This is a genomic window from Pseudomonas sp. PDM04 (assembly GCF_014851765.1).
Taxonomy (GTDB): domain Bacteria; phylum Pseudomonadota; class Gammaproteobacteria; order Pseudomonadales; family Pseudomonadaceae; genus Aquipseudomonas.
This window is the reverse complement of sequence record NZ_JACVAI010000001.1, coordinates 1,241,860-1,261,147: the sequence shown is the minus strand read 5'-3', so window position 1 is coordinate 1,261,147 and position 19,288 is coordinate 1,241,860. Positions and strand designations below refer to the sequence as shown.

The window sequence follows — 19,288 nt, the reverse complement described above, 5'->3', positions numbered from 1 at the left end:
GCTCGCGATGACTTTCTTTGGATGTAACCAATCGTCGTTTTATAGCCTGGACTTTTAAACCTTTTCGCTTTTCTGTGTTCTAGTTATCACTCGGCGGTTTGCGAAGTGTGCGAGGTGCCACTAGACTGCCATCATTGATCCCGAGCATGACATTATGCGCATAGACGGCCTTTCCTCTCAGTCCTACCCCCTCAAGCGCAAGCCTCGCAAAGGGCGTGTGGTCGAGGATGAGTCTGTCGATATCGAGGGTGAGCTGGAAATCCCGTCCGAGGAGCAAATGGCTGCCCGTGCCGCCAAAGCCTCCGCGCAACGCCTGAGCAATCTGCCTGCCCGTCAGCAAGACATGATCTACCATCGCGCCATGAGCAAAAGCGTCGCGATGGCCCTGGCCAGCTACCTCAGCACGGCGGGTTTCGTCGATTGGGATGCGGATGTGTTGGGCCTCGACCTGTACATCTGATGCAGCTGCCTTACTTCCTTGGCTGCCCGTCCTGGAGTGAAAACGCCTGGCGCGATTACCTCTATCCGCAGGACGCGAAATCTTCCGATTTTCTCGATCTCTATTCCCGTGTCTTCAATGCCGTGGAAGGCAATACCACCTTCTATGCGAGCCCGTCCGCCGGCACCGTGCAGCGCTGGGCCGAGATCATGCCCGAGCATTTCCGTTTCACCGCCAAGTTCCCGGGTGACATCAGCCATGGCGGTGACCTGCGCGATCAGTTGACCGCCACCGAGACCTTCCTGCAATTGCTCAGCCCCTTGGGTGAGCGGGTGTCGCCGTTGTGGTTGCAGTTGTCGAAAAGCTTTACACCGCAGCGCCTGCCTGAACTGGCGGGTTTTATTGACGCGGTGGACCGGCCGCTGGCCATCGAAGTGCGGCACGACGATTTCTTCGCCAAGGGCGATGCCGAGCGCCGCTTCAACCGGTTGCTGCTGGACCGTGGCGTGGAACGCATCTGTCTGGACCCGCGGGCGTTGTTCAGTTGCACCTCGACCGATCCTTCGGTCCTGCACGCCCAATCGAAGAAACCCCGGGTCCCGCCCCGTCCCGCTGCCTTCACCCAGTGGCCGCAGGTGCGCTTCATCGGCCATCCGCAACTGGAAGCCAACGATCCGTTCCTGGTGCCCTGGGTGGAAAAAATCGCCCTGTGGATCGAAGAGGGCCGCACGCCCTACATCTTTCTGCACACCGCCGACAACCTGCTGGCGGCGAAGCTGGCACAGCGTTTTCATGCACAGCTGATGCTGCGTTTGCCTGGCCTGCCGCCGCTGCCTGAGCTATACAGAGAGCCCGCCGTCGAGCAACTCGGCCTGCTCTGAGGCGGATTCTTTCCCCTTTTCAGGAGCCTGCCAATGGATGCGCAAACCCTTCGAGCCCAGGCGTTCAAAGCGCTGCACGAACGACCCGGGGCTTTTGTCATTCCCAACCCGTGGGACGCCGGCTCGGCGAAAATGCTCGCCAGCCTGGGTTTCGAAGCGCTGGCCACCACCAGTGCCGGGTACGCTTTTTCCCGGGCGCGCCCCGATGGCGGACTGACCCTGGAGGACACCCTGGAAAACGTTCGGGCCATTGTTGCCGCGACCGTTCTGCCCGTGGCTGTCGATCTGGAAAACGGTTTTGCCGACGACCCGGCCGAATGCGCGCAAAGCATTCTGCAGGCGGCCGCCGCTGGGGCCGTCGGTGGCTCGATCGAGGATGCGACGGGCCGTGCAGGCACACCGATCTATTGTTTCGAACATGCGGTGGCGCGCATCGAGGCCGCAGTGGCCGCCGCCCGCAGCTTGCCATTTGCGTTCACGCTGACGGCCCGGGCCGAGAACTTCCTGCACGGCAATCCGGATCTGGACGACACGATTCGCCGCTTGCAGGCCTTCGCCGAAGCGGGGGCCGACGTGTTGTACGCGCCGGGCTTGCGCAATGCCGAAGACGTCTTGGCGGTGGTGCGCGCCGTAGCGCCTAAACCGGTCAACGTGCTGATGTCCGGCGGGTTGAAACTGACGGTCGAGCAACTGAGCGAGATGGGCGTCAAACGCATCAGTGTCGGCTCGGCGCTGGCGTTGGCGGCGCTGGGCGAGTTCTATCGTGCAGCGGAAGAGATCAAGTCCTCGGGCACGTTCACTTTCACGTCGCGGTCCATGCCCTATGCGCAGGCCAATCAATTGTTCAAAGGCTGACGATGGGGTTCTTGCGCGGGTTGCTGGTGCTGGTGCTGATGGTCGGTGCGGCGGGCGTGGGCGTGTGGCGTGGCTGGATTGCGCTGCCGCCGCAGTGGAATCCATGGGCGCCGCTGGACGTCAGGGCCGAGCCGAACCTGTTGACGCGCTACAAGCTGACGCGACTGCGGGATGAGCCGCAGCTGTGCGCCCAGGCGCTGAGCAGTTCCGGCCTGCGTGTGGCGCCCCAGGCCGACAGCCCCGACGCCAAGTGCCCGCTGATCGACGCCTGGCGTGTTCAGGGGGGCGAGGTGGCGCTGAGCAGCAGCTTTCTGGCCAGTTGCCGGCTGGCGGTATCCTTTGCCCTGTTCGAACGTCACGCATTGCAACCGGCGGCCCAGGCTGTCTACGGGCAGGCGGTCAGCCGGGTCGACCATCTGGGCAGTTTTGCCTGTCGCAACGTCTACGGTCGCGAGAGTGGCCGGCTCAGCCAGCATGCCTCGGCGAACGCTTTGGACATCGCCGGTTTTCGTCTGGCCGACGGTCGCTCGATCAGCGTGCTCAAGGACTGGCCGAAGGATAATCAGGATGCACGTTTTCTACGCCAGGTTCGCGACGCGGCCTGCGACATGTTCAGTGTGGTGTTGAGCCCCGACTACAACGCCGCCCATCGCAATCACTTCCACCTGGATGTGGGTGGCTGGTCGCTGTGTCGCTGAGGTTCAGGCCGCGATGCGCAGGTTCTGCAGGACGATCGGGCGAGCCCAGCCGATATCGAAGTCGAAGTTTTTCTGCTGTTCGGCCAGCTCTTCAGGCGGGTAGGGCGGGAAAGGCTTGTCCAGCAGGTCCAGTTCGAACTCGGCAATCGGCAAGTGCAGTGGACGCGGTTGCGGCGCCGCGCCTGGTACCGGCAGCGCTTGACCGTTGGCCAGCACGATAGGGCGAACCCAGCCGCTTTCGAAGTCCTGCTGTTTCTGTTGGGCGACGATTTCGTCAGCCGGGAACGGCGGGAAAGGTTTGTCGGCCAGGTCCATTTCGAACTCGGCAATCGGCAGGAACAGCGGCTCGGGTGGCTTGACCTCGGTGTCCTTCACGTCGCATTCGCGCTGGGAAATGATGTGCGCCAGCAGTTCGCTGCCAACTGTGGGCTCAACCGGACTTTCGAGATCGACCGGTGGAAAGTCGAGAGAAGCCGGCACGACATCGCCCGACTGATCGGCCAGTGCCTGGGCAAAGAAATCTTGCCACAGGTGACTGACGCCGCTCAGTGCCTGGGAGTTTTTCAGGCCAAAATCGCCGTAGGGCGAGATGTAGCCTATCGATGTGCGTTGAATCTCTGACATTTCTCTCGGTCCAGGCTCAGCTCTGGCAAAATGCTCGTTAGTTTTGTTATCGGCCGTTTTTGCCGATCATTAATTTTTTGAGCGTGTTTTCCTATGTTTGAGCAACCGGCGGCTTGCCGCATCCATGTCGAGGCCCTGGACACGGCGTTTCAGCCCCAGGCCGAGCAATGGGCCGAGCGCCTGGGCCTGCCATTGCAGGTCATTGATGCAGAGTTTGCCTTGCAGGTCGGCGCGCAGGGGTTGCAGTTGCAACAGCTGGGCCCGGAGGCACCGGGACCGGTGCGGGTGGACTTCGTCGAGGGTGGCGCGGCCCATCGCCGTTTGTTCGGCGGCGGCACCGGGCAGATGATCGCCAAGGCGGTGGGCATTGCCCAAGGCGTGCGCCCGCGTGTGCTGGACGCAACGGCCGGGTTGGGCAAGGACGCGTTCGTGCTGGCGAGCCTGGGCTGCGAGATGAGCCTGATCGAGCGCCAGCCATTGATTGGTGCCCTGCTGGAGGATGGCCTGGCACGGGGCGCCGAAGATTTCGACGTGGCGCCGATCGTGGCGCGGATGCACCTGCTCAAGGGCAACTCGATCGACCTCATGCGCAACTGGGAAGGCGAGCCGCCGCAGGTGATCTACCTCGACCCAATGTTTCCCCACCGTGAGAAAACCGCGCTGGTGAAGAAGGAAATGCGTTTGTTCCGGCCGCTGGTGGGGGACGATCCGGATGCACCGGCCTTGCTCGAAGCCGCGTTGGCCCTGGCCAGTCACCGTGTGGTGGTCAAGCGCCCGCGCAAGGCACCGTGCATTGCCGGGCCCAAACCCAGCCATGCACTGGACGGCAAATCCAGCCGATATGACATTTATCCGAAGAAGGCGCTCAAGCCTTAAGACCGTGTCGCCACCCTTCGCGAGCAGGCTCGCTCCCACAGGGGATCGGTGTGGGAGCGAGCCTGCTCGCGATTGATCTTCAGGTCGCCACCGGCCGATAAGCCCGCATAAACAACCCCACCACCTCGCGCACATGCGCCTCTGCCGCCTCTCCGGTCAGCGGCTCGCCACAGCCATACAGCAAGCGAAAATTCCCCGCGCCCTTCAGCAGGCAAAAGAAGTGCTCGGCGGCATTGCGCGGTTTGTCGATGCTCAACACGCCACTCTGATCGACCTTGGCCAGCAGGCGCTCCATGCCCAGCAGCATGCGCTCGGGACCTGCCTCGAAGAAGATCTGCGAGAGTTTCGGGTCCTGGCTGCCCAGGGCCATCATCAGGCGATGCAGGTTCACCGACTCATTGCTGTTGATCAGGTGGTGAAACCCGCGGGCGATGTTCAACAGCACGGAGTCCACGGCGATTCCGTCAGGCAGTTCGAAAAACAGCGGTGGCAACTGTTCTTCACACGTGGCGACCACCGCCGCAGAGAACAGCGTCTCCTTGTCGTTGAAATGGCTATAGACGGTCAACTTCGACACGCCCGCTTCGGCCGCCACCGCATCCATGCTGGTATTCGCATATCCATTGCTCAGAAACAGGGTTTTCGCCGCATCGAGGATGGCCTGGCGCTTGGCCAGATCCTTGGGGCGGCCCGGACCATTGGAGACTGAGAGATTGTTCGACATTCTTCGCTTTTATTACTGGACTGGTGAGTTTGCTATTAATAACATACTGGCCAGTATAATTATTCCAAGCACCATTAGCGAAAGGTCAATCACCATGTTCCGCTATGCCTCGTCCCTCGCATTGCCAGTCAGTCTGGCGCTTTTCCTGTCTGCGTGTGGTCACGAAGAGGCACCGCAGGTCACGGTCCGGCCGGCCATGGTGGTTCAGCCAGAGCCTTCGGCGCAGGCGGTGGAGAGTTATCCCGGCGAGGTCCGTGCCCGTTACGAGCCCGATCTGGCGTTCCGCATCGGTGGCAAAGTCAGCCGACGACTGGTCGAGGAAGGGCAGCGGGTCAAGGCCGATCAGCCGCTGGCGGAGCTCGATCCCCAGGACGTCCGCCTGCAACTGGAAGCTACCCGCGCCCAGGTGGCGGCGGCCGAAGCCAACCTGAACATGGTGCGGGCCGAGCGCGATCGTTACAAAACGCTCATGGACCGTCAGTTGGTCAGCCGTTCGCAGTACGACAATGCCGAAAACCTCTACCGATCCGGTGAGGCACGCCTGAAGCAGATCAAGGCCGAATTCAACGTCTCCAACAACCAGGCCAGCTACGCGGTGCTGCGCGCGCCCCAGGATGGCGTCGTGGCCAAGCGTTCGGTCGAAGTCGGGCAGGTGGTTGCCGCGGGTCAGACCGTATTCACCCTGGCCACCGATGGCGAGCGCGAAGTGTCGATCAGCCTGCCGGAGCAAAATGTCGGCCGCTACAAAGTCGGCCAGCCGGTGTCGGTGGAACTCTGGACCCAGCCGGATCAACGCTTCAGCGGGCGCATTCGCGAGTTGTCACCGGCAGCCGATCCGAAATCCCGCACCTTCGCCGCGCGCATCGCATTCACCACCGGCAAGGTCCCGGCCGAGCTTGGCCAGAGCGCCCGGGTCTTCATCCAGACCGCCGACGTGGTGGCGCTGTCCGTGCCGCTCTCGGCCCTCACCGCCGAAAACGGTGGCACCTACGTGTGGGTGCTCGGGGCGAACAATACTCTGAAGAAGACCCCGGTCCGGGTCGGCGCATTCGGTGAAAAAAGCGTGCCGGTGCTCGAAGGCCTGAGCGCCAGTGACTGGGTGGTGGCGGCCGGTGTCCATGTGCTTCACGACGGGCAGCAGGTGCGCCCGGTGGATCGCTCCAACCGCGTGGTCGATCTGGCGGACAAGGAGTAATTCCCGATGGGTTTCAATCTCTCCGAATGGGCGCTGCGTAATCGCCAGATCGTACTGTTCCTGATGCTGTTGCTCGCGGTTGTCGGCGCACTCTCCTACACCAAGCTTGGCCAGAGCGAAGACCCGCCGTTCACCTTCAAGGCGATGGTCATCCGCACCAACTGGCCGGGCGCCACCGCCGAGGAAGTGTCTCGCCAGGTCAGCGAACGCATTGAAAAAAAGCTGATGGAAACGGGCGAATATGATCGCATCGTATCGTTCTCCCGGCCGGGCGAATCGATGGTGACCTTCATCGCCCGCGACTCCATGCACTCGGTGGACATTCCGGACCTCTGGTACCAGGTACGCAAGAAGATCAGCGACATACGCCACACCCTGCCACCGGGCATCCAGGGGCCGTTTTTCAACGATGAGTTCGGCACCACGTTCGGCAACATCTATGCGCTGACCGGCGAGGGCTTCGACTACGCGGTCCTGAAGGACTACGCCGACCGCATCCAGATCCAGTTGCAGCGGGTCAAGGACGTGGGCAAGGTCGAGCTGCTCGGGCTGCAGGACGAGAAGATCTGGATCGAGCTCTCCAACGTCAAGCTCGCCACCCTTGGCTTGCCGCTGGCTGCGGTGCAGCAGGCGCTCGAAGAACAGAACGCGGTGTCCACCGCCGGCTTTTTCGAAACCAGCAGTGAGCGATTGCAGCTACGGGTTTCGGGGAATTTTCAGACGGTTGAGGAGATCAAGAACTTCCCGATCCGGGTCGCTGATCGTACGTTCCGTATCTCCGATGTGGCCAACGTTCGGCGTGGCTTCAACGATCCTCCGGCGCCGCGCATGCGCTTCATGTCGCAGGACGCCATCGGTCTGGCCGTTGCGATGAAAGACGGTGGCGATATTCTGGTGCTGGGCAAGGCATTGGAAGTCGAGTTCGCGCGCATCCAGAAAAACCTCCCCGCCGGCATGCAATTGCAAAAGGTTTCCGACCAGCCTGCTGCGGTGAAAACCGGTGTCGGCGAGTTTGTCCGTGTCCTGGTCGAAGCCCTGGTCATCGTTTTGTTGGTGAGTTTTTTCTCACTTGGGGTGCGCACCGGCATGGTCGTCGCGCTGGCGATCCCGCTGGTGCTGGCCATGACCTTCGCCTGCATGTATTACCTGGGCATCGGCCTGCACAAGATTTCCCTCGGCGCGCTGGTGTTGGCGCTGGGGTTGCTGGTGGACGACGCGATCATCGCCGTGGAGATGATGGCGATCAAAATGGAGCAGGGCTTCGACCGGATCAAGGCCGCCAGTTACGCCTGGACCAGCACCGCGTTCCCGATGCTCACCGGTACGCTAATTACGGCTGCCGGGTTCCTGCCGATTGCCACCGCGCAATCGGGAACAGGCGAGTACACCCGATCGATTTTCCAGGTGGTGACCATCGCGTTGCTGGCGTCGTGGATCGCTGCCGTGGTGTTCGTGCCCTACCTGGGTGAGAAACTGCTGCCGGACCTGGCGAAGATTCACGCGGCGAAACACGGCGCAGGTCAACCCGATCCTTACGCCACACCGTTTTACCAGCGTGTGCGGCGTCTGGTGGAGTGGTGCGTGCGCTGGCGCAAAACAGTGATCGCGCTGACCGTGGTGCTGTTCATCGCCTCCATCGTGTTGTTCCGCTTTGTGCCGCAACAATTCTTTCCGGCCTCCGGACGCCTGGAACTGATGGTCGACCTGAAACTGGCCGAAGGTGCGTCGCTGAGCAACACCGCCGACGAGGTCAAGCGGCTTGAAGGCCTGCTCAAGGATCACGCCGGTATCGACAACTATGTGGCCTACGTCGGCACCGGCTCGCCACGCTTCTACCTGCCGCTGGACCAGCAACTGCCGGCGGCGAGCTTCGCCCAGTTTGTCGTGCTGGCCAAGTCCATCGAAGACCGTGAGGCCCTGCGCACCTGGCTGATCGAAACCCTCAACGAACAATTCCCGACCCTGCGTTCGCGCGTGACACGCCTGGAAAACGGCCCGCCGGTTGGCTATCCGGTGCAATTCCGGGTCACGGGCGAGCACATCGAGCAAGTTCGTGCGCTGGCGCGCAAGGTCGCGGCCAAGGTGCGCGAGAACCCTCACGTCGCCAACGTCCACCTGGACTGGGAAGAGCCGAGCAAAGTCGTTTACCTGAACATCGACCAGGACCGTGCCCGGGCGCTGGGCGTCAGCACCGCGAACCTGTCGAAATTCCTGCAGAGCTCGCTGACCGGCTCCAGCGTCAGCCAGTACCGCGAAGACAACGAGTTGATCGAAATCCTCCTGCGCGGCACTTTGCACGAGCGCACCGAACTGTCGTTGCTGCCGAGCCTGGCGGTGCCTACCGACAACGGTCGCAGCGTGGCGCTGTCGCAAATCGCCACGCTGGAATACGGCTTTGAAGAGGGCATCATCTGGCACCGCAACCGCTTGCCGAATGTCACCGTACGTGCAGACATCTATGGCAAGGAACAGCCGGTGACCCTGGTGCAACAGATCATGCCGACGCTCGACCCGATTCGCGCCGAATTGCCCGACGGCTACCTGCTGGACGTCGGCGGCACCGTGGAAGACTCCGCCCGGGGACAGAACTCGGTGAAGGCCGGCGTGCCGCTGTTCATCGTCGTTGTGCTGACATTGCTGATGCTGCAACTGCGCAGCTTCTCGCGCACGGTGATGGTGTTTCTGACAGCGCCCCTGGGCTTGATCGGCGTGACCCTGTTCCTGATGGTGTTCCGCCAGCCGTTCGGGTTCGTCGCCATGCTCGGGACCATTGCCCTGTCGGGCATGATCATGCGCAACTCGGTGATCCTGGTCGACCAGATCGAGCAGGACATCGCCGCCGGACTCAAACCCTGGCAGGCAATCATCGAAGCCACCGTGCGCCGCTTCCGCCCGATCGTGCTGACCGCGCTCGCTGCGGTACTGGCGATGATTCCGTTGTCACGCAGCGTGTTCTTCGGGCCAATGGCCGTGGCCATCATGGGCGGACTGATCGTGGCCACGGCGCTGACCCTGCTGTTCTTGCCGGCGCTGTATGCCGCGTGGTTCCGCATCAAAAAAGAACCGGCCTGACACCTGTAGGAGCGAGCATGCGCGCTCCTACAGCGGGATGGCCAAGGAATTCACGGCCGTCAATGTGAAGGAAAACCTGGACTGTTCGTACAACACGGCGTCGGCGGCCCTGAACGGACTGGTTGCGTTGAACCTGTTCGAGAAACGAAGGATGGGTCGTGAATGGGTGTACTTCTTGCGGCCAGCGGTGTGATCGAGCCGGCTCGCGATCGCTTGCGTTCAGTCACTCCAGGTGCCTGTGCAGCCATTATCGCGAGCAGGCCCGCTCCGGCAGGGTTGGTAGCCCGCTTCAGAGCGTACCGAACACCTTCTTCGCCAGGCTGGTTGCCGCTGCCGCCGGGTTCTTGCGAATGGTTTCTTCCTGCTTGCCGATCATCTCGAACAAACCGTTGAGCGCCTGCTCGGTGACGTAGCTTTCGATGTTGGCGTTCTTGGCGTCCACTACGCCCAGCGTCGCGGCCTGACCGGCGAACGAGTTGTATTGCTTGGCCAGGCCGACCTGGTCGGTGGCTTGCTTGACGATGGGCAGGAACTTGGCGCGGATCTGTTCGCGGCTGGTCTTGTTCAGGTACTGAGTGGCCGAATCATTGCCGCCGCTGAGAATGCCCTTGGCGTCTTCGACGGTCATTTTCTTCACCGCGTCGACGAGGATCGGCTGGGCCTGCACCACGGCGGTTTCGGCGGCCTTGTTCATGCTGGTTTCCAGCTGATCGACCTGATCGCCCATGCCGAACTGTTTCATCTTGCTGGCGACCTTGCCCAGCTTGCCCGGCAGTTCGATCTTCACGTCCGGGTTGTTGCTGAACCCACCCGGCGTGCCGAGTTGTTTCACGGCCACTTGTGCACCTTGAGTCAAGGCGTCCTTGAGGCCGCCGCTGGCGTCCTTTTGCGACAGGTCGCTGAGCGACAGCGCCATGGCACTGGCACTGATCATCAAGCCTGCGCACAGGCCGGCAAAGCGAAGGGTAGGGCGGGGCATGGCAACTTCCTTTTTCAAAAGAGACTTAGCGGGCCGCGTCAACGCGGACCCTGACGGGCTGGGGATCGGAGCCGTCCAGTCGTACGGCGTGATTTTCGGTGGTGATGAACAACAGTTTGCCATCAACTTCGATGCGCGCGTTGATCGAGTAACGATGATTGGGCTCTATCTTCGCCGGGTCGTAGCTCAAGTGAAAGGGCAGCGGCACCTGGCCCTGGACCGGGCCACGCTGTTCGTCGATGACGGTTGCCGGGGCATCGGCGAGCGAGATGTCCTGCAGGCTGACACTGAGGATCGCCGTCGGCGGCAGGGCGATGCGTTGCAGGTAGAAGACTTCGCCTTCCAATGAAGCCTTGGGGGCGGGATGCATGGACTGGCAGGCCCCCAGGAATACGGTCAGGGCCAATAGCGAGAGTTTTTTCACAGGAAATCTCCTTTTGAACAATGTGGGAGCGAGACCGATTGCCAGCGGAAGCGGTGTGTCAGACAACAGGGATGTTGAATGTTAGACCGCCTTCGCCCGCGAGCGGGGCTCACTCCCACAGGTTTTGCGTCAGGCCTCGGGTGGTGTGACCGGTTGATCCGCTGCATCTTCGCTGCGATGCAGCGCCACCTGGCGGATCGACAGGCGAATCTCCGCCGGCAGCACGCGCTTGGCCGCGCCCTCGGCCAGTTCGCCGAGCAGTTCGTGGTAGCTCAGTTTGCCCGCCTCGTCGCGCCTGAGCACGTCCAGGTCGAGCATCGTCTGGATAAAGTGGCGGAACAGGCTCTTGTCGAAAAACTCCGGGGCGTTCAGGCCATGCAGGATCGACAGGCGCTGGGCCATCACGGTACACAGGTCTTCCAGTTCTTCGGCGCTGATGCTGTTCTGGCCGCTGTTGAGCAGCAGGGAGACCGTCATGTAGAAGCGCTGCAAGGTCTGGGCGATGCTTTTCGACAGCAGGGTCAACAGCACGAAGTGCCGCGAGCTCGGGGCGGGGCGCAGATAGACACCGTTCTCGAAGCGCAGCAGGCCCTGCTCGACGAATGCTTCGAGCCATTGATCGATCACCGCATCCAGTTCCTCCAACGACCAGCGAATGAACAATTCCGATTGCAGGTAGGGATACAGGGCGCGGGTGTAGCGCAGGATCTGCTCGCGGCTCATGCGCGAGGCGCTCTGGAAGAAACTCGCCAGCAACGACGGCAACGCGAAAATGTGCAGCACGTTGTTGCGGTAGTAGGTCATCAGGACCGCGTTCTGCTCGTCCAGGTACAGGATCTTGCCCAGTGCATCGCTCTGCTCGGACAGCAGGTCCATGTCCTTGACGTGCTCGATCAGCGCCCGGCCATCGCCTTCCGGCAGTGTGGTGTGCGGCGAATACGGGACTTTGCGCAGCAGCGCCAGGTACAGGTCCAGCACCCGCGCCATGGCACGGTCGTCCAGTGCCAGGCGGCTGGTGGACAGCAACGCCAGCGCCACCAGGTTGACCGGGTTGATCGCCGCTGCCTCGTTCAGATGCTGCGCGACTTTCTCGCCCAGGCGGTTGGTGGTTTCGTTGAGCCAGGCCGGTTTGAACTGCGGGCCGAGCTCCTGCTGGCGCCAGTCCGGCTGTTCGCTGTCGAGGAATTCCGCGAGTTTGATCGGCTCGCCGAAGTTCACGGCCACTTGGCCGAAGCGCTGCTTGAGGGCGCCGATGACTTTGAAGATGTCGAAAATCGACTCCTTCTTCTTGCTCGCTCCGCGTAACTCTCCGAGGTAGGTCCGGCCCTCCAGTACGCGCTCGTAGCCGATGTACACCGGCACGAACACGATCGGCATGCGCGAGGAGCGCAGGAAGCTGCGCAGGGTGATCGCCAGCATCCCGGTTTTCGGTTGCAGCATGCGCCCGGTGCGCGAGCGCCCGCCCTCGACGAAGTATTCGACCGGGAAGCCCTTGGTGAACAGGGTGTGCAGGTATTCGTTGAACACCGAGGTGTACAGCGGGTTGCCCTTGAAGGTGCGGCGCATGAAGAACGCGCCGCCCCGACGCAGCAAGCTACCGATGACCGGCATGTTGAGGTTGATGCCGGCGGCGATGTGCGGCGGGGTCAGGCCGTTGCGGAACAGCAGGTAGGACAGCAACAGGTAGTCGATGTGGCTGCGATGGCACGGTACGTAGATCACTTCGTGACCCGGGGCGACCTCCTGCACGCCTTCGATGTGATTGACCTTGATCCCGTCGTAGATCTTGTTCCAGAACCAGCTCAGCACCACTTCCAGAAAGCGGATCGCGGTGTAGGTGTAGTCCGAGGCGATCTCGTTGCCATAGCGCAGGGCCTGGGCCTTGGCTTTTTCCGCAGAGATGTTCTCGCGCTCGGCCTCGTCGAGGATCGCTTGCTTGACCAGGGGCTGGTTGAGCAGGCCCTTGACCAGGTTGCGGCGGTGGGAAATGTCGGGGCCGATCACCGCCGCTTTCAGGTTGCGGAAGTGCACGCGCAGGACCCGCTGGGCCATGCGAACGGTGCGCTCGTGACCCTTGTTGTGCTCGATCAGCTCACGCAGGTGGATCGGCGCGGAGAACTGCACCCGGGTCTTGCGCCCCAGCACGATGATACTGAGCAGGCGGCGCAGGCGTCCGGTGACTGCCCAACTGTCGGCGAACAGCAGTTTCCAGGGGCTCGATTCGCTGTCCGGCGACTGACCCCAGAACACGCTGACCGGAATGATCTGTGCGTCTTCGGCGGCGTTCTGGCTGAGGGCGCTGACCAGCCGGGTCAGGGTCGGCGGAGCGCCGCGTTTGTCCTGGCGACCGAGCCAGTCGGGGTCCGGGGTCAGATAGAAGAAAGCGGCGGGTTCCATCAGGTTGCCCACCGATACCGGCAATACCGGACGGGGCAGGCCAGCCTTGCTGCACTCGGTGTCGACCACGGCGAGGTCGGTCAGCGAGGGGTTTTGCAGGACGTAGAACACGGGGCGACTGCGGTCGAGGTTGAGGGTGAACGACGACTGGTTGATGGTCTCGGAGCGAACCCAGAGGTAGAGCAGTCGGCGCAGGGTGCCAAACACAAGACGGCGGAACGGGGAGCGGGTCATACGGCATCTGCATGAGTGAATAAAACCGAGCGTTTGCTCGGGAGAGAGGCGGGCCTAGTTTGCCGTATTCACCTAAAATCGGCAAAAAAGCGGCGAAGTAAACTCCTGTTGAGAGTTTCTACCTGTGTCATATACTCGGCGATCTGTCGCGCTGCCTTCATTAGGCCAGCATGTGCGGCTGATGTTCCCGAGGCTTTCCTGCGAAAAGCCAGACCGATAATAAAAAAGGAGTATGAACAGATGGCAACACGTGAAACCGGCAGCGTGAAGTGGTTCAACGATGCCAAGGGCTACGGCTTTATTCAGCGTGAAAACGGGGTGGATGTGTTCGTGCACTACCGCGCGATTCGTGGCGAAGGCCACCGCTCGCTGACTGAAGGCCAGCAGGTCGAGTACGCGGTGGTCGAAGGTCAGAAGGGGTTGCAGGCTGAGGATGTTGTAGGTCTGTAATCACACAAAACCGCTGTGGGGGCGGGCAAGCCCGCTCCCACAGGTTATGTTATGTTGTGTACCGCGCTTTATGCCGTTTTCCAGGTGATCTCTTCTTCACCGTCGGCGCTGATGCGAATCCAGCGGTCGGCCGTTTCTTCACCTTCCTCCTCGACCCAACTGCCCGGCGCGCAGCGGACTTCGACGTTCAGCGCGGCGAACGCGGCGCGGGCGCAGGCGATGTCGTCTTCCCACGGGGTCTGGTCGCTTTCCAGGTACAGGCTGTTCCATTTGCCCACGGCCTTGGGCAGCCAGGTGACGGGCACGCTGCCGGCCTTGCACTTGTAGGTCTGGCCTTTCTGGACCCAGTCGCTGCAGGTGCCCAGTGCCTGGCTGAGCCAGGCGGCGATGGCCTTGTGGTCAACGTCGGCGTCTTTCAGGTAAATCTCGATATCGGGTTGGCGCATGGATGTCCTCACTGCGGGTCTGAAAATCCATTCGCGGATTCAGTTGGCCTCGAGCCGTTGCTCAAGACCCCTATTATTGAAGTACAAAGTAATCGTAACGCATCGACACGGTGACCTCGAACGGTTCGGCCTGTTCGATCACCGCTGCCCGGCGCTCGGCACTGGCGCGCCAGCCGTGGGGGGTCATGGCCAGCAGGTTCGCCCGGTCCTGGCCGCTGGCCAGCGTGAGCGTGAACTCGAGGGGTTCGCTGTGGGCGAGCGCCATGCCTTCGGGCACCAGGGCCAGGTGCTTGTCGTCGGTGTACTCGCGCACCTCGTCGTACAGGCGCTCGCGCAATTCCATCAGGTGGCCGCTCGTGGGGCCGACTTTCATCAGGCCACCGCCGCGACTGAGCAGGCGTTTGGCTTCTTGCCAGTCCAGCGGGCTGAAGACGCTGGCTAGAAACTGGCAGCTGCCCGACGCCAGTGGCACCCGCGCCATACTGGCGATCAACCAGGTCAGCGTCGGGTTGCGCTTGCAGGCGCGTTTGACCGCTTCCCGGGAGATGTCCAGGGCGTAGCCATCGGCATCGGGCAACGCCTGGGCGATCTGCGCGGTGTAGTAACCCTCGCCACAACCGATGTCCAGCCAGCGTGCCGGCGCGTAGTGCGCAGCCAGTTCAGCCAGGCGCCTGGCCACCGGCGCGTAATGGCCGGCATTGAGGAAGTCGCGACGGGCTTCGACCATGGCCAGGTTATCCCCAGGGTCGCGGCTGTTCTTGTGCTGCACCGGCAACAGGTTCAGGTAACCCTGGCGCGCGCGGTCGAAACGATGCCCGGCGGGGCAAGCCACGCCGTTGTCCACCGCATTCAGCGGTTCGCTGCAAATCGGGCAGGCGAGCATCAGGCGAGCAACTTGACGAGGGTCTGGTAGTAGATTTCGGTCAGCACATCGAGGTCGGCAGCCAGCACGCGCTCGTTGACCTGGTGGATCGTCGCGTTGACCGGCCCCAGCTCGACCACCTGGGTGCCCATGGTGGCGATGAAACGACCATCGGAAGTGCCGCCACTGGTGGACGCCTGGGTGTCGCGCCCGGTGATGTCCTTGATGCTCGACGAGACCGCATCCAGCAGGGCGCCGGGTTCGGTCAGAAACGGCAGGCCGGACAGCGCCCAGTCGATGTGCCAGTCCAGGCCATGCTTGTCGAGGATGTCGGCGACGCGCTTTTGCAGGCCGTCGACAGTGGATTCGGTGGAGAAGCGGAAGTTGAACACCGCCACCAGATCACCCGGGATCACGTTGGTCGCGCCGGTGCCGGAATTCACGTTGGAAATCTGGAAGCTGGTCGGCGGGAAGAAGTCGTTGCCATGGTCCCAGTGCTCGGCGGCCAGTTCGGCCAGGGCCGGTGCGGCCAGGTGGATCGGGTTTTTCGCCAGGTGCGGATACGCCACGTGGCCTTGCACGCCGTGCACGGTCAGTTTGGCGCCGAGGGAGCCGCGACGGCCGTTCTTGACGACGTCGCCCACCAGTGTGGTGCTCGACGGTTCACCGACGATGCACCAGTCCAGGCGCTCCTGGCGGGCGACCAGGCGTTCAACCACAGCCTTGGTGCCATGGTGTGCCGGGCCTTCTTCGTCGCTGGTGATCAGGAAGGCGACCTTGCCCTTGTGGTCCGGGTAGTCGGCGACGAAACGCTCGGCGGCCACGGTCATGGAGGCCAGGCTGCCTTTCATGTCGGCCGCGCCACGGCCGCAGAGCATGCCGTGTTCATCGATGACGGCGTTGAACGGCTCGATCTGCCAGGCGGCCACCGGACCGGTCGGCACCACGTCGGTGTGACCGGCGAAGCACAGGACCGGACCGTCGTGCCGGCCGTGGGTGGCCCAGAAGTTATCCACATCTTCGATGCGCATCGGTTCCAGTTGGAAACCGGCATCGCCCAAGCGCTGCATCATCTGCTTCTGGCAGTCGGCGTCGACCGGCGTCACGGACGGGCGGCGGATCAGGTCGATAGCGAGTTGGAGGGTCGGCGAAAGGTCGGCGTGGGCCGTCATGGAAAACTCCGGAAACTGTAAATGTGAGAGCGAGCGTGCTCGCGAAGGTTTTACAGTCAACCTGGAGGTTGAATGTGACGGACGCTTCGCGAGCAGGCTCGCTCCCACAGGTATTGGGTCAGGCCATCGGGCAGCAAGCCCCGCAAAATGGCGGTTATCTTAAAGCAAAACGGCGGCCCTTGGCCGCCGTTTAGTCCTTCGGCAAAGATTTAGACTGCCGGTGCGACCTCGACCTCTGCCGCCGGTTTCGGCAGCGACGACAGGAACGCCATGATCAGCGCCGCCACATAGGGCAGCGACTGCACCAGCAGCATGGTGACCCAGAAGCGCATGTCGTTGCTCGGCAGCCCGTTCACCAGGAAGATCCCCAGTGCCGCGCCCCACAACAGCAGCATGATGAACACCTCTTCACGGGCCTCCGAAATCGCCACCCAGAAGCCGTGGTTGTCGGCATTCTTGGGCGTACGGAAAAACGGAATGCTGCTGGTGAAGAACCCGTACAACACCGCCTTGGCGATGGTGTGCGACAACGCCAGCCCGGCCAGCGCGGCGCAGAACGCGTCCTTGAGGTTCACGCCCACGGCACGACGGTAAAGGAAGATGATCTTGCCGACCTTGAACACGAACAGCGCCAGGGGCGGGATTGCGAAAATCAGCAACGGCGGGTCGACCCGCTGCGGCACGATGATCATCGCCGCCGACCACAGCAACGCGCCCACGGTGAAGAAGATGTTCATGCCGTCCGCGACCCAGGGCAGCCAGCCGGCGAGGAAGTGATAACGCTGGCCACGGGTCAGCTCGGTGTCCTTGCCGCGCAGCAGGCTGGCGGTGTGGCGCTTGATGATCTGGATCGCGCCATAGGCCCAGCGGAAACGCTGTTTCTTGAAGTCGATGAAGGTGTCGGGCATCAGGCCCTTGCCGTAGCTGGTGTGGTAGTACGCCGCCGACAGGCCTTTCTCGAACACCCGCAGTCCCAGCTCGGCATCTTCGCAGATGCACCAATCGGCCCAGCCCAGCTCTTCGAGCACCGAGCGCCGGGTCATGGTCATGGTGCCGTGCTGGATGATCGCGTCACGGTCGTTGCGGGTGACCATGCCGATGTGGAAAAACCCTTTGTATTCGGCGTAGCACAGCTTCTTGAAGGTGCTTTCGTTCTGGTCGCGATAATCCTGTGGCGACTGCACCACGGCGATTTTCGGGTCGGCGAAGTGCGGCACCATGTGCTTGAGCCAGTTCGGGTCGACGCAGTAGTCCGAGTCGATCACCGCAATCACTTCGGCGTCCTTGGCCGTGTGCGGGATCAGGTAGTTCAGCGCGCCGCCCTTGAAACCGGCCAGGGGGGCCACGTGGAAGAACTTGAACCGTGGGCCGAGGGTTTCGCAATAGTCGCGCACCGGTTCCCAGACGGCCGGGTCCTTGGTGTTGTTGTCGATGATCAGGACTTCGAAGTCCGGATAGTCGAGGTTGGCCAAGGCATTGAGGGTCTGTTTGACCATCTCCGGTGGCTCGTTGTAACACGGGACGTGGATCGAGACTTTCGGTCGGTAACTCGAATCACCGACCACCGGCAGAAACTCCCGACGCCGCTTGTGAATCCATACCGCCTCGGCCAGTTCATGGGCCTCGGTCAGCAGTACGATAAACACCCCGAGTGCACCGAGGGCCAGCAGGAAACCCACCGTCAGGCTGAACCAGGTGCTGTATTGCTGGCTGTAGTCGTAGCCGATCCACACCAGGACCGAACCGCACAGGAACGCGATGAACGTCAGGAAGGTGCGGCCACGCTGGCGCAGGGCCGAGCCGTCGATCATCAGCAGGGTCAGCGACAGCAGCGCCAGCACCACCGAGCCGATGGCCAGCACGCGCCATTGCGGAATCGCCACCACCGGGCCTTCAAAGTTGAATTTCTGCTGGCGTGCGGCGTTGAACACGCCCCAGTAAGCGCCGACCGAGCCTTCGTCGCTGGCTTTCCAGGGCTGGTCGAAGGCTTCGATCACGAAGTAGTTGAAGCCCTGGCGGTTGAGTTTGTTGACCAGGGTGCGCAGGTAGATCGCCTGGTCCGCCGGCGACGCATCGGCGCCACCGCGCATGCGGCCGTTGCTCGGCCAGCCGACTTCGGACAACAGCAGCGGTTTTTTCGGGAACAGCTTCTTCAGGTCGCGGGCGCGGTCGAGCACGAACTGACCGGCCTTGTCCACCGGAATGAATTCCCAGTAGGGCAGGACGTGGGCGGCAATCAGGTCGACGTGTCTGGCCAGTTCCGGGTGCTCTTCCCAGACGTGCCATTGCTCGGATGTGGTGACCGGCACTTTCACGGCTGCGCGCACGCGATCGAGGAGCACGCTGAGTTGCTCCGCGGTAATTTCCTTGCGGAATATCGCCTCGTTACCCACCACGACGCGCACTACGCTGCGCGAGGAGTTGGCGATTTCGATGGCGCGGGTGATCTCGCGCTCGTTGCGTTCCTGGTCCGGACTGATCCAGATGCCGAGGGTCACCCGCAGGCCGAATTCCTCTGCCAACTTGGGGATGTCTTGCAGGGTGCCATCGACCGAGTAAGTCCGGATGTTGTCCGTCAGCTTGCTCATGATCTCCAGGTCGCGCCGCATCTGGTCGTCGGTTGGGTACTGCTCTTTCTGCGGGTACTGGCCTTGCTGGAACGGCGAGTAGGAAAACCCGGAGATCTGCTCAGGCCAGTTGGGGGCGCTGACCGGGCGATTGATCAGCGCCCAGAAGCCGGTAAACAGAGCCGCGATGGCGAGCACCACGACCAGGTTGAGTCCAAATTTACGCGATGACATAGCTATTTCAGGTTCCGGAGGCTGTGGAACGAAGGACGATTGGCGTTCGGCTGTCCAAGCGCAGGGGCGCGCATCCTACACCGGCAATTCACTGAGCGTACATCAGACAGGAAATTGCCTGATATTGGGCAGTTAACTTTCGCTTAAGTTCTTACACTT

Annotated in this window: 17 protein-coding genes and 1 pseudogene; 9 read left to right on the top strand and 9 right to left on the bottom strand. The window is 62.2% G+C overall.

Translation table 11 applies throughout. The features are described 5' to 3' along the window. Nucleotides 1–154 precede the first annotated feature (154 nt). From IB249_RS05900 to IB249_RS05885, 4 genes are read left to right on the top strand one after another with little or no spacing between them, the layout of a single operon-like run. Nucleotides 155–460 (top strand): hypothetical protein, encoded by a 306-nt coding sequence (locus IB249_RS05900; RefSeq protein WP_192302548.1) that lies wholly within the window; start codon nt 155–157, stop codon nt 458–460. After that, nucleotides 460–1,320: a DUF72 domain-containing protein gene (locus tag IB249_RS05895; RefSeq protein ID WP_192302547.1), complete on the top strand. Its 861-nt coding sequence runs from the start codon at nt 460–462 to the stop codon at nt 1,318–1,320. Before IB249_RS05900 ends, IB249_RS05895 begins: the two co-directional genes overlap by 1 nt. 33 nt (nt 1,321–1,353) lie before the next feature. Beyond that, complete coding sequence (locus tag IB249_RS05890) at nt 1,354–2,175, top strand: isocitrate lyase/PEP mutase family protein (protein ID WP_192302546.1); 822 nt, start codon at nt 1,354–1,356, stop codon at nt 2,173–2,175. Nucleotides 2,176–2,177: 2 nt separating this feature from the next. After that, complete coding sequence (locus IB249_RS05885) at nt 2,178–2,873, top strand: extensin family protein (protein ID WP_192302545.1); 696 nt, start codon at nt 2,178–2,180, stop codon at nt 2,871–2,873. Between the two features lie 3 nt (nt 2,874–2,876). On the opposite strand, the gene IB249_RS05880 is transcribed toward IB249_RS05885, so the two are convergent. Continuing rightward, nucleotides 2,877–3,497, bottom strand: a complete 621-nt coding sequence (locus IB249_RS05880; RefSeq protein WP_192302544.1) for an energy transducer TonB — start codon at nt 3,495–3,497, stop codon at nt 2,877–2,879. Nucleotides 3,498–3,590: 93 nt separating this feature from the next. Between IB249_RS05880 and IB249_RS05875 the strand changes: the two genes are divergently transcribed. After that, nucleotides 3,591–4,373, top strand: a complete 783-nt coding sequence (locus IB249_RS05875; RefSeq protein WP_192302543.1) for a class I SAM-dependent methyltransferase — start codon at nt 3,591–3,593, stop codon at nt 4,371–4,373. Nucleotides 4,374–4,452: 79 nt separating this feature from the next. Here IB249_RS05875 and IB249_RS05870 read toward each other — a convergent pair whose 3' ends face one another. Continuing rightward, the gene (locus IB249_RS05870; RefSeq protein ID WP_192302542.1) at nt 4,453–5,097 is read right to left on the bottom strand and encodes a TetR/AcrR family transcriptional regulator; all 645 of its coding nucleotides are present in this window, start codon (nt 5,095–5,097) and stop codon (nt 4,453–4,455) included. 94 nt (nt 5,098–5,191) lie between these two features. Here IB249_RS05870 and IB249_RS05865 point away from each other — a divergent pair, with 94 nt between their 5' ends. From IB249_RS05865 to IB249_RS29710, 3 genes and pseudogenes are all read left to right on the top strand, one after another. Then, nucleotides 5,192–6,292: an efflux RND transporter periplasmic adaptor subunit gene (locus tag IB249_RS05865; RefSeq protein WP_192302541.1), complete on the top strand. Its 1,101-nt coding sequence runs from the start codon at nt 5,192–5,194 to the stop codon at nt 6,290–6,292. A 6-nt stretch (nt 6,293–6,298) separates the two neighbouring features. Further along, complete coding sequence (locus IB249_RS05860) at nt 6,299–9,364, top strand: efflux RND transporter permease subunit (protein ID WP_192302540.1); 3,066 nt, start codon at nt 6,299–6,301, stop codon at nt 9,362–9,364. Nucleotides 9,365–9,395: 31 nt separating this feature from the next. Next, nucleotides 9,396–9,557 (top strand): annotated as a pseudogene (locus IB249_RS29710) (Fic family protein); the annotation flags it as partial. A gap of 96 nt (nt 9,558–9,653) precedes the next feature. Here the strand turns inward: IB249_RS29710 and IB249_RS05855 are convergent. From IB249_RS05855 to plsB, 3 genes are all read right to left on the bottom strand, one after another. Then, the gene (locus IB249_RS05855) at nt 9,654–10,343 is read right to left on the bottom strand and encodes a DUF4197 domain-containing protein (protein WP_192302539.1); all 690 of its coding nucleotides are present in this window, start codon (nt 10,341–10,343) and stop codon (nt 9,654–9,656) included. A 25-nt stretch (nt 10,344–10,368) separates the two neighbouring features. Further along, on the bottom strand, nt 10,369–10,767 hold the full coding sequence (locus tag IB249_RS05850) for a YbaY family lipoprotein (RefSeq protein WP_192302538.1): 399 nt from the start codon (nt 10,765–10,767) through the stop codon (nt 10,369–10,371). A 129-nt stretch (nt 10,768–10,896) separates the two neighbouring features. Beyond that, complete coding sequence (gene plsB / locus IB249_RS05845; RefSeq protein ID WP_192302537.1) at nt 10,897–13,398, bottom strand: glycerol-3-phosphate 1-O-acyltransferase PlsB; 2,502 nt, start codon at nt 13,396–13,398, stop codon at nt 10,897–10,899. A gap of 240 nt (nt 13,399–13,638) precedes the next feature. Here plsB and IB249_RS05840 point away from each other — a divergent pair, with 240 nt between their 5' ends. Then, nucleotides 13,639–13,848 (top strand): cold shock domain-containing protein, encoded by a 210-nt coding sequence (locus IB249_RS05840; protein WP_192302536.1) that lies wholly within the window; start codon nt 13,639–13,641, stop codon nt 13,846–13,848. Nucleotides 13,849–13,916: 68 nt separating this feature from the next. Here the strand turns inward: IB249_RS05840 and IB249_RS05835 are convergent, their stop codons facing one another. The 4 genes from IB249_RS05835 to IB249_RS05820 all read right to left on the bottom strand — a co-directional run bounded on the left by IB249_RS05835 (nt 13,917) and on the right by IB249_RS05820 (nt 19,129). After that, a complete protein-coding gene (locus IB249_RS05835; RefSeq protein ID WP_192302535.1) occupies nt 13,917–14,294 on the bottom strand; it encodes a hypothetical protein in 378 nt (125 codons plus the stop codon). Between the two features lie 73 nt (nt 14,295–14,367). Continuing rightward, nucleotides 14,368–15,177, bottom strand: a complete 810-nt coding sequence (locus tag IB249_RS05830) for a putative RNA methyltransferase (protein ID WP_192302534.1) — start codon at nt 15,175–15,177, stop codon at nt 14,368–14,370. Further along, nucleotides 15,177–16,328, bottom strand: a complete 1,152-nt coding sequence (gene dapE, locus IB249_RS05825; protein WP_192302533.1) for a succinyl-diaminopimelate desuccinylase — start codon at nt 16,326–16,328, stop codon at nt 15,177–15,179. The genes IB249_RS05830 and dapE overlap by 1 nt, the downstream gene beginning before the upstream one ends. Nucleotides 16,329–16,537: 209 nt before the next feature. Further along, nucleotides 16,538–19,129 (bottom strand): glycosyltransferase, encoded by a 2,592-nt coding sequence (locus IB249_RS05820; protein WP_192302532.1) that lies wholly within the window; start codon nt 19,127–19,129, stop codon nt 16,538–16,540. Between the last annotated feature and the right edge of the window lie 159 nt (nt 19,130–19,288).

What these genes read in the sequence shown, in the direction of transcription:
- IB249_RS05880 (WP_192302544.1), bottom strand. Translation starts at nt 3,497, where the DNA reads ATGTCAGAGATTCAACGCACATCGATAGGCTACATCTCGCCCTACGGC.
- IB249_RS05855 (WP_192302539.1), bottom strand. Translation starts at nt 10,343, where the DNA reads ATGCCCCGCCCTACCCTTCGCTTTGCCGGCCTGTGCGCAGGCTTGATG.
- IB249_RS05890 (WP_192302546.1), top strand. Translation starts at nt 1,354, where the DNA reads ATGGATGCGCAAACCCTTCGAGCCCAGGCGTTCAAAGCGCTGCACGAA.
- IB249_RS05875 (WP_192302543.1), top strand. Translation starts at nt 3,591, where the DNA reads ATGTTTGAGCAACCGGCGGCTTGCCGCATCCATGTCGAGGCCCTGGAC.
- IB249_RS05820 (WP_192302532.1), bottom strand. Translation starts at nt 19,129, where the DNA reads ATGTCATCGCGTAAATTTGGACTCAACCTGGTCGTGGTGCTCGCCATC.
- IB249_RS05895 (WP_192302547.1), top strand. Translation starts at nt 460, where the DNA reads ATGCAGCTGCCTTACTTCCTTGGCTGCCCGTCCTGGAGTGAAAACGCC.
- dapE (WP_192302533.1), bottom strand. Translation starts at nt 16,328, where the DNA reads ATGACGGCCCACGCCGACCTTTCGCCGACCCTCCAACTCGCTATCGAC.
- IB249_RS05870 (WP_192302542.1), bottom strand. Translation starts at nt 5,097, where the DNA reads ATGTCGAACAATCTCTCAGTCTCCAATGGTCCGGGCCGCCCCAAGGAT.
- IB249_RS05835 (WP_192302535.1), bottom strand. Translation starts at nt 14,294, where the DNA reads ATGCGCCAACCCGATATCGAGATTTACCTGAAAGACGCCGACGTTGAC.
- plsB (WP_192302537.1), bottom strand. Translation starts at nt 13,398, where the DNA reads ATGACCCGCTCCCCGTTCCGCCGTCTTGTGTTTGGCACCCTGCGCCGA.
- IB249_RS05830 (WP_192302534.1), bottom strand. Translation starts at nt 15,177, where the DNA reads ATGCTCGCCTGCCCGATTTGCAGCGAACCGCTGAATGCGGTGGACAAC.
- IB249_RS05865 (WP_192302541.1), top strand. Translation starts at nt 5,192, where the DNA reads ATGTTCCGCTATGCCTCGTCCCTCGCATTGCCAGTCAGTCTGGCGCTT.
- IB249_RS05860 (WP_192302540.1), top strand. Translation starts at nt 6,299, where the DNA reads ATGGGTTTCAATCTCTCCGAATGGGCGCTGCGTAATCGCCAGATCGTA.
- IB249_RS05840 (WP_192302536.1), top strand. Translation starts at nt 13,639, where the DNA reads ATGGCAACACGTGAAACCGGCAGCGTGAAGTGGTTCAACGATGCCAAG.
- IB249_RS05900 (WP_192302548.1), top strand. Translation starts at nt 155, where the DNA reads ATGCGCATAGACGGCCTTTCCTCTCAGTCCTACCCCCTCAAGCGCAAG.
- IB249_RS05885 (WP_192302545.1), top strand. Translation starts at nt 2,178, where the DNA reads ATGGGGTTCTTGCGCGGGTTGCTGGTGCTGGTGCTGATGGTCGGTGCG.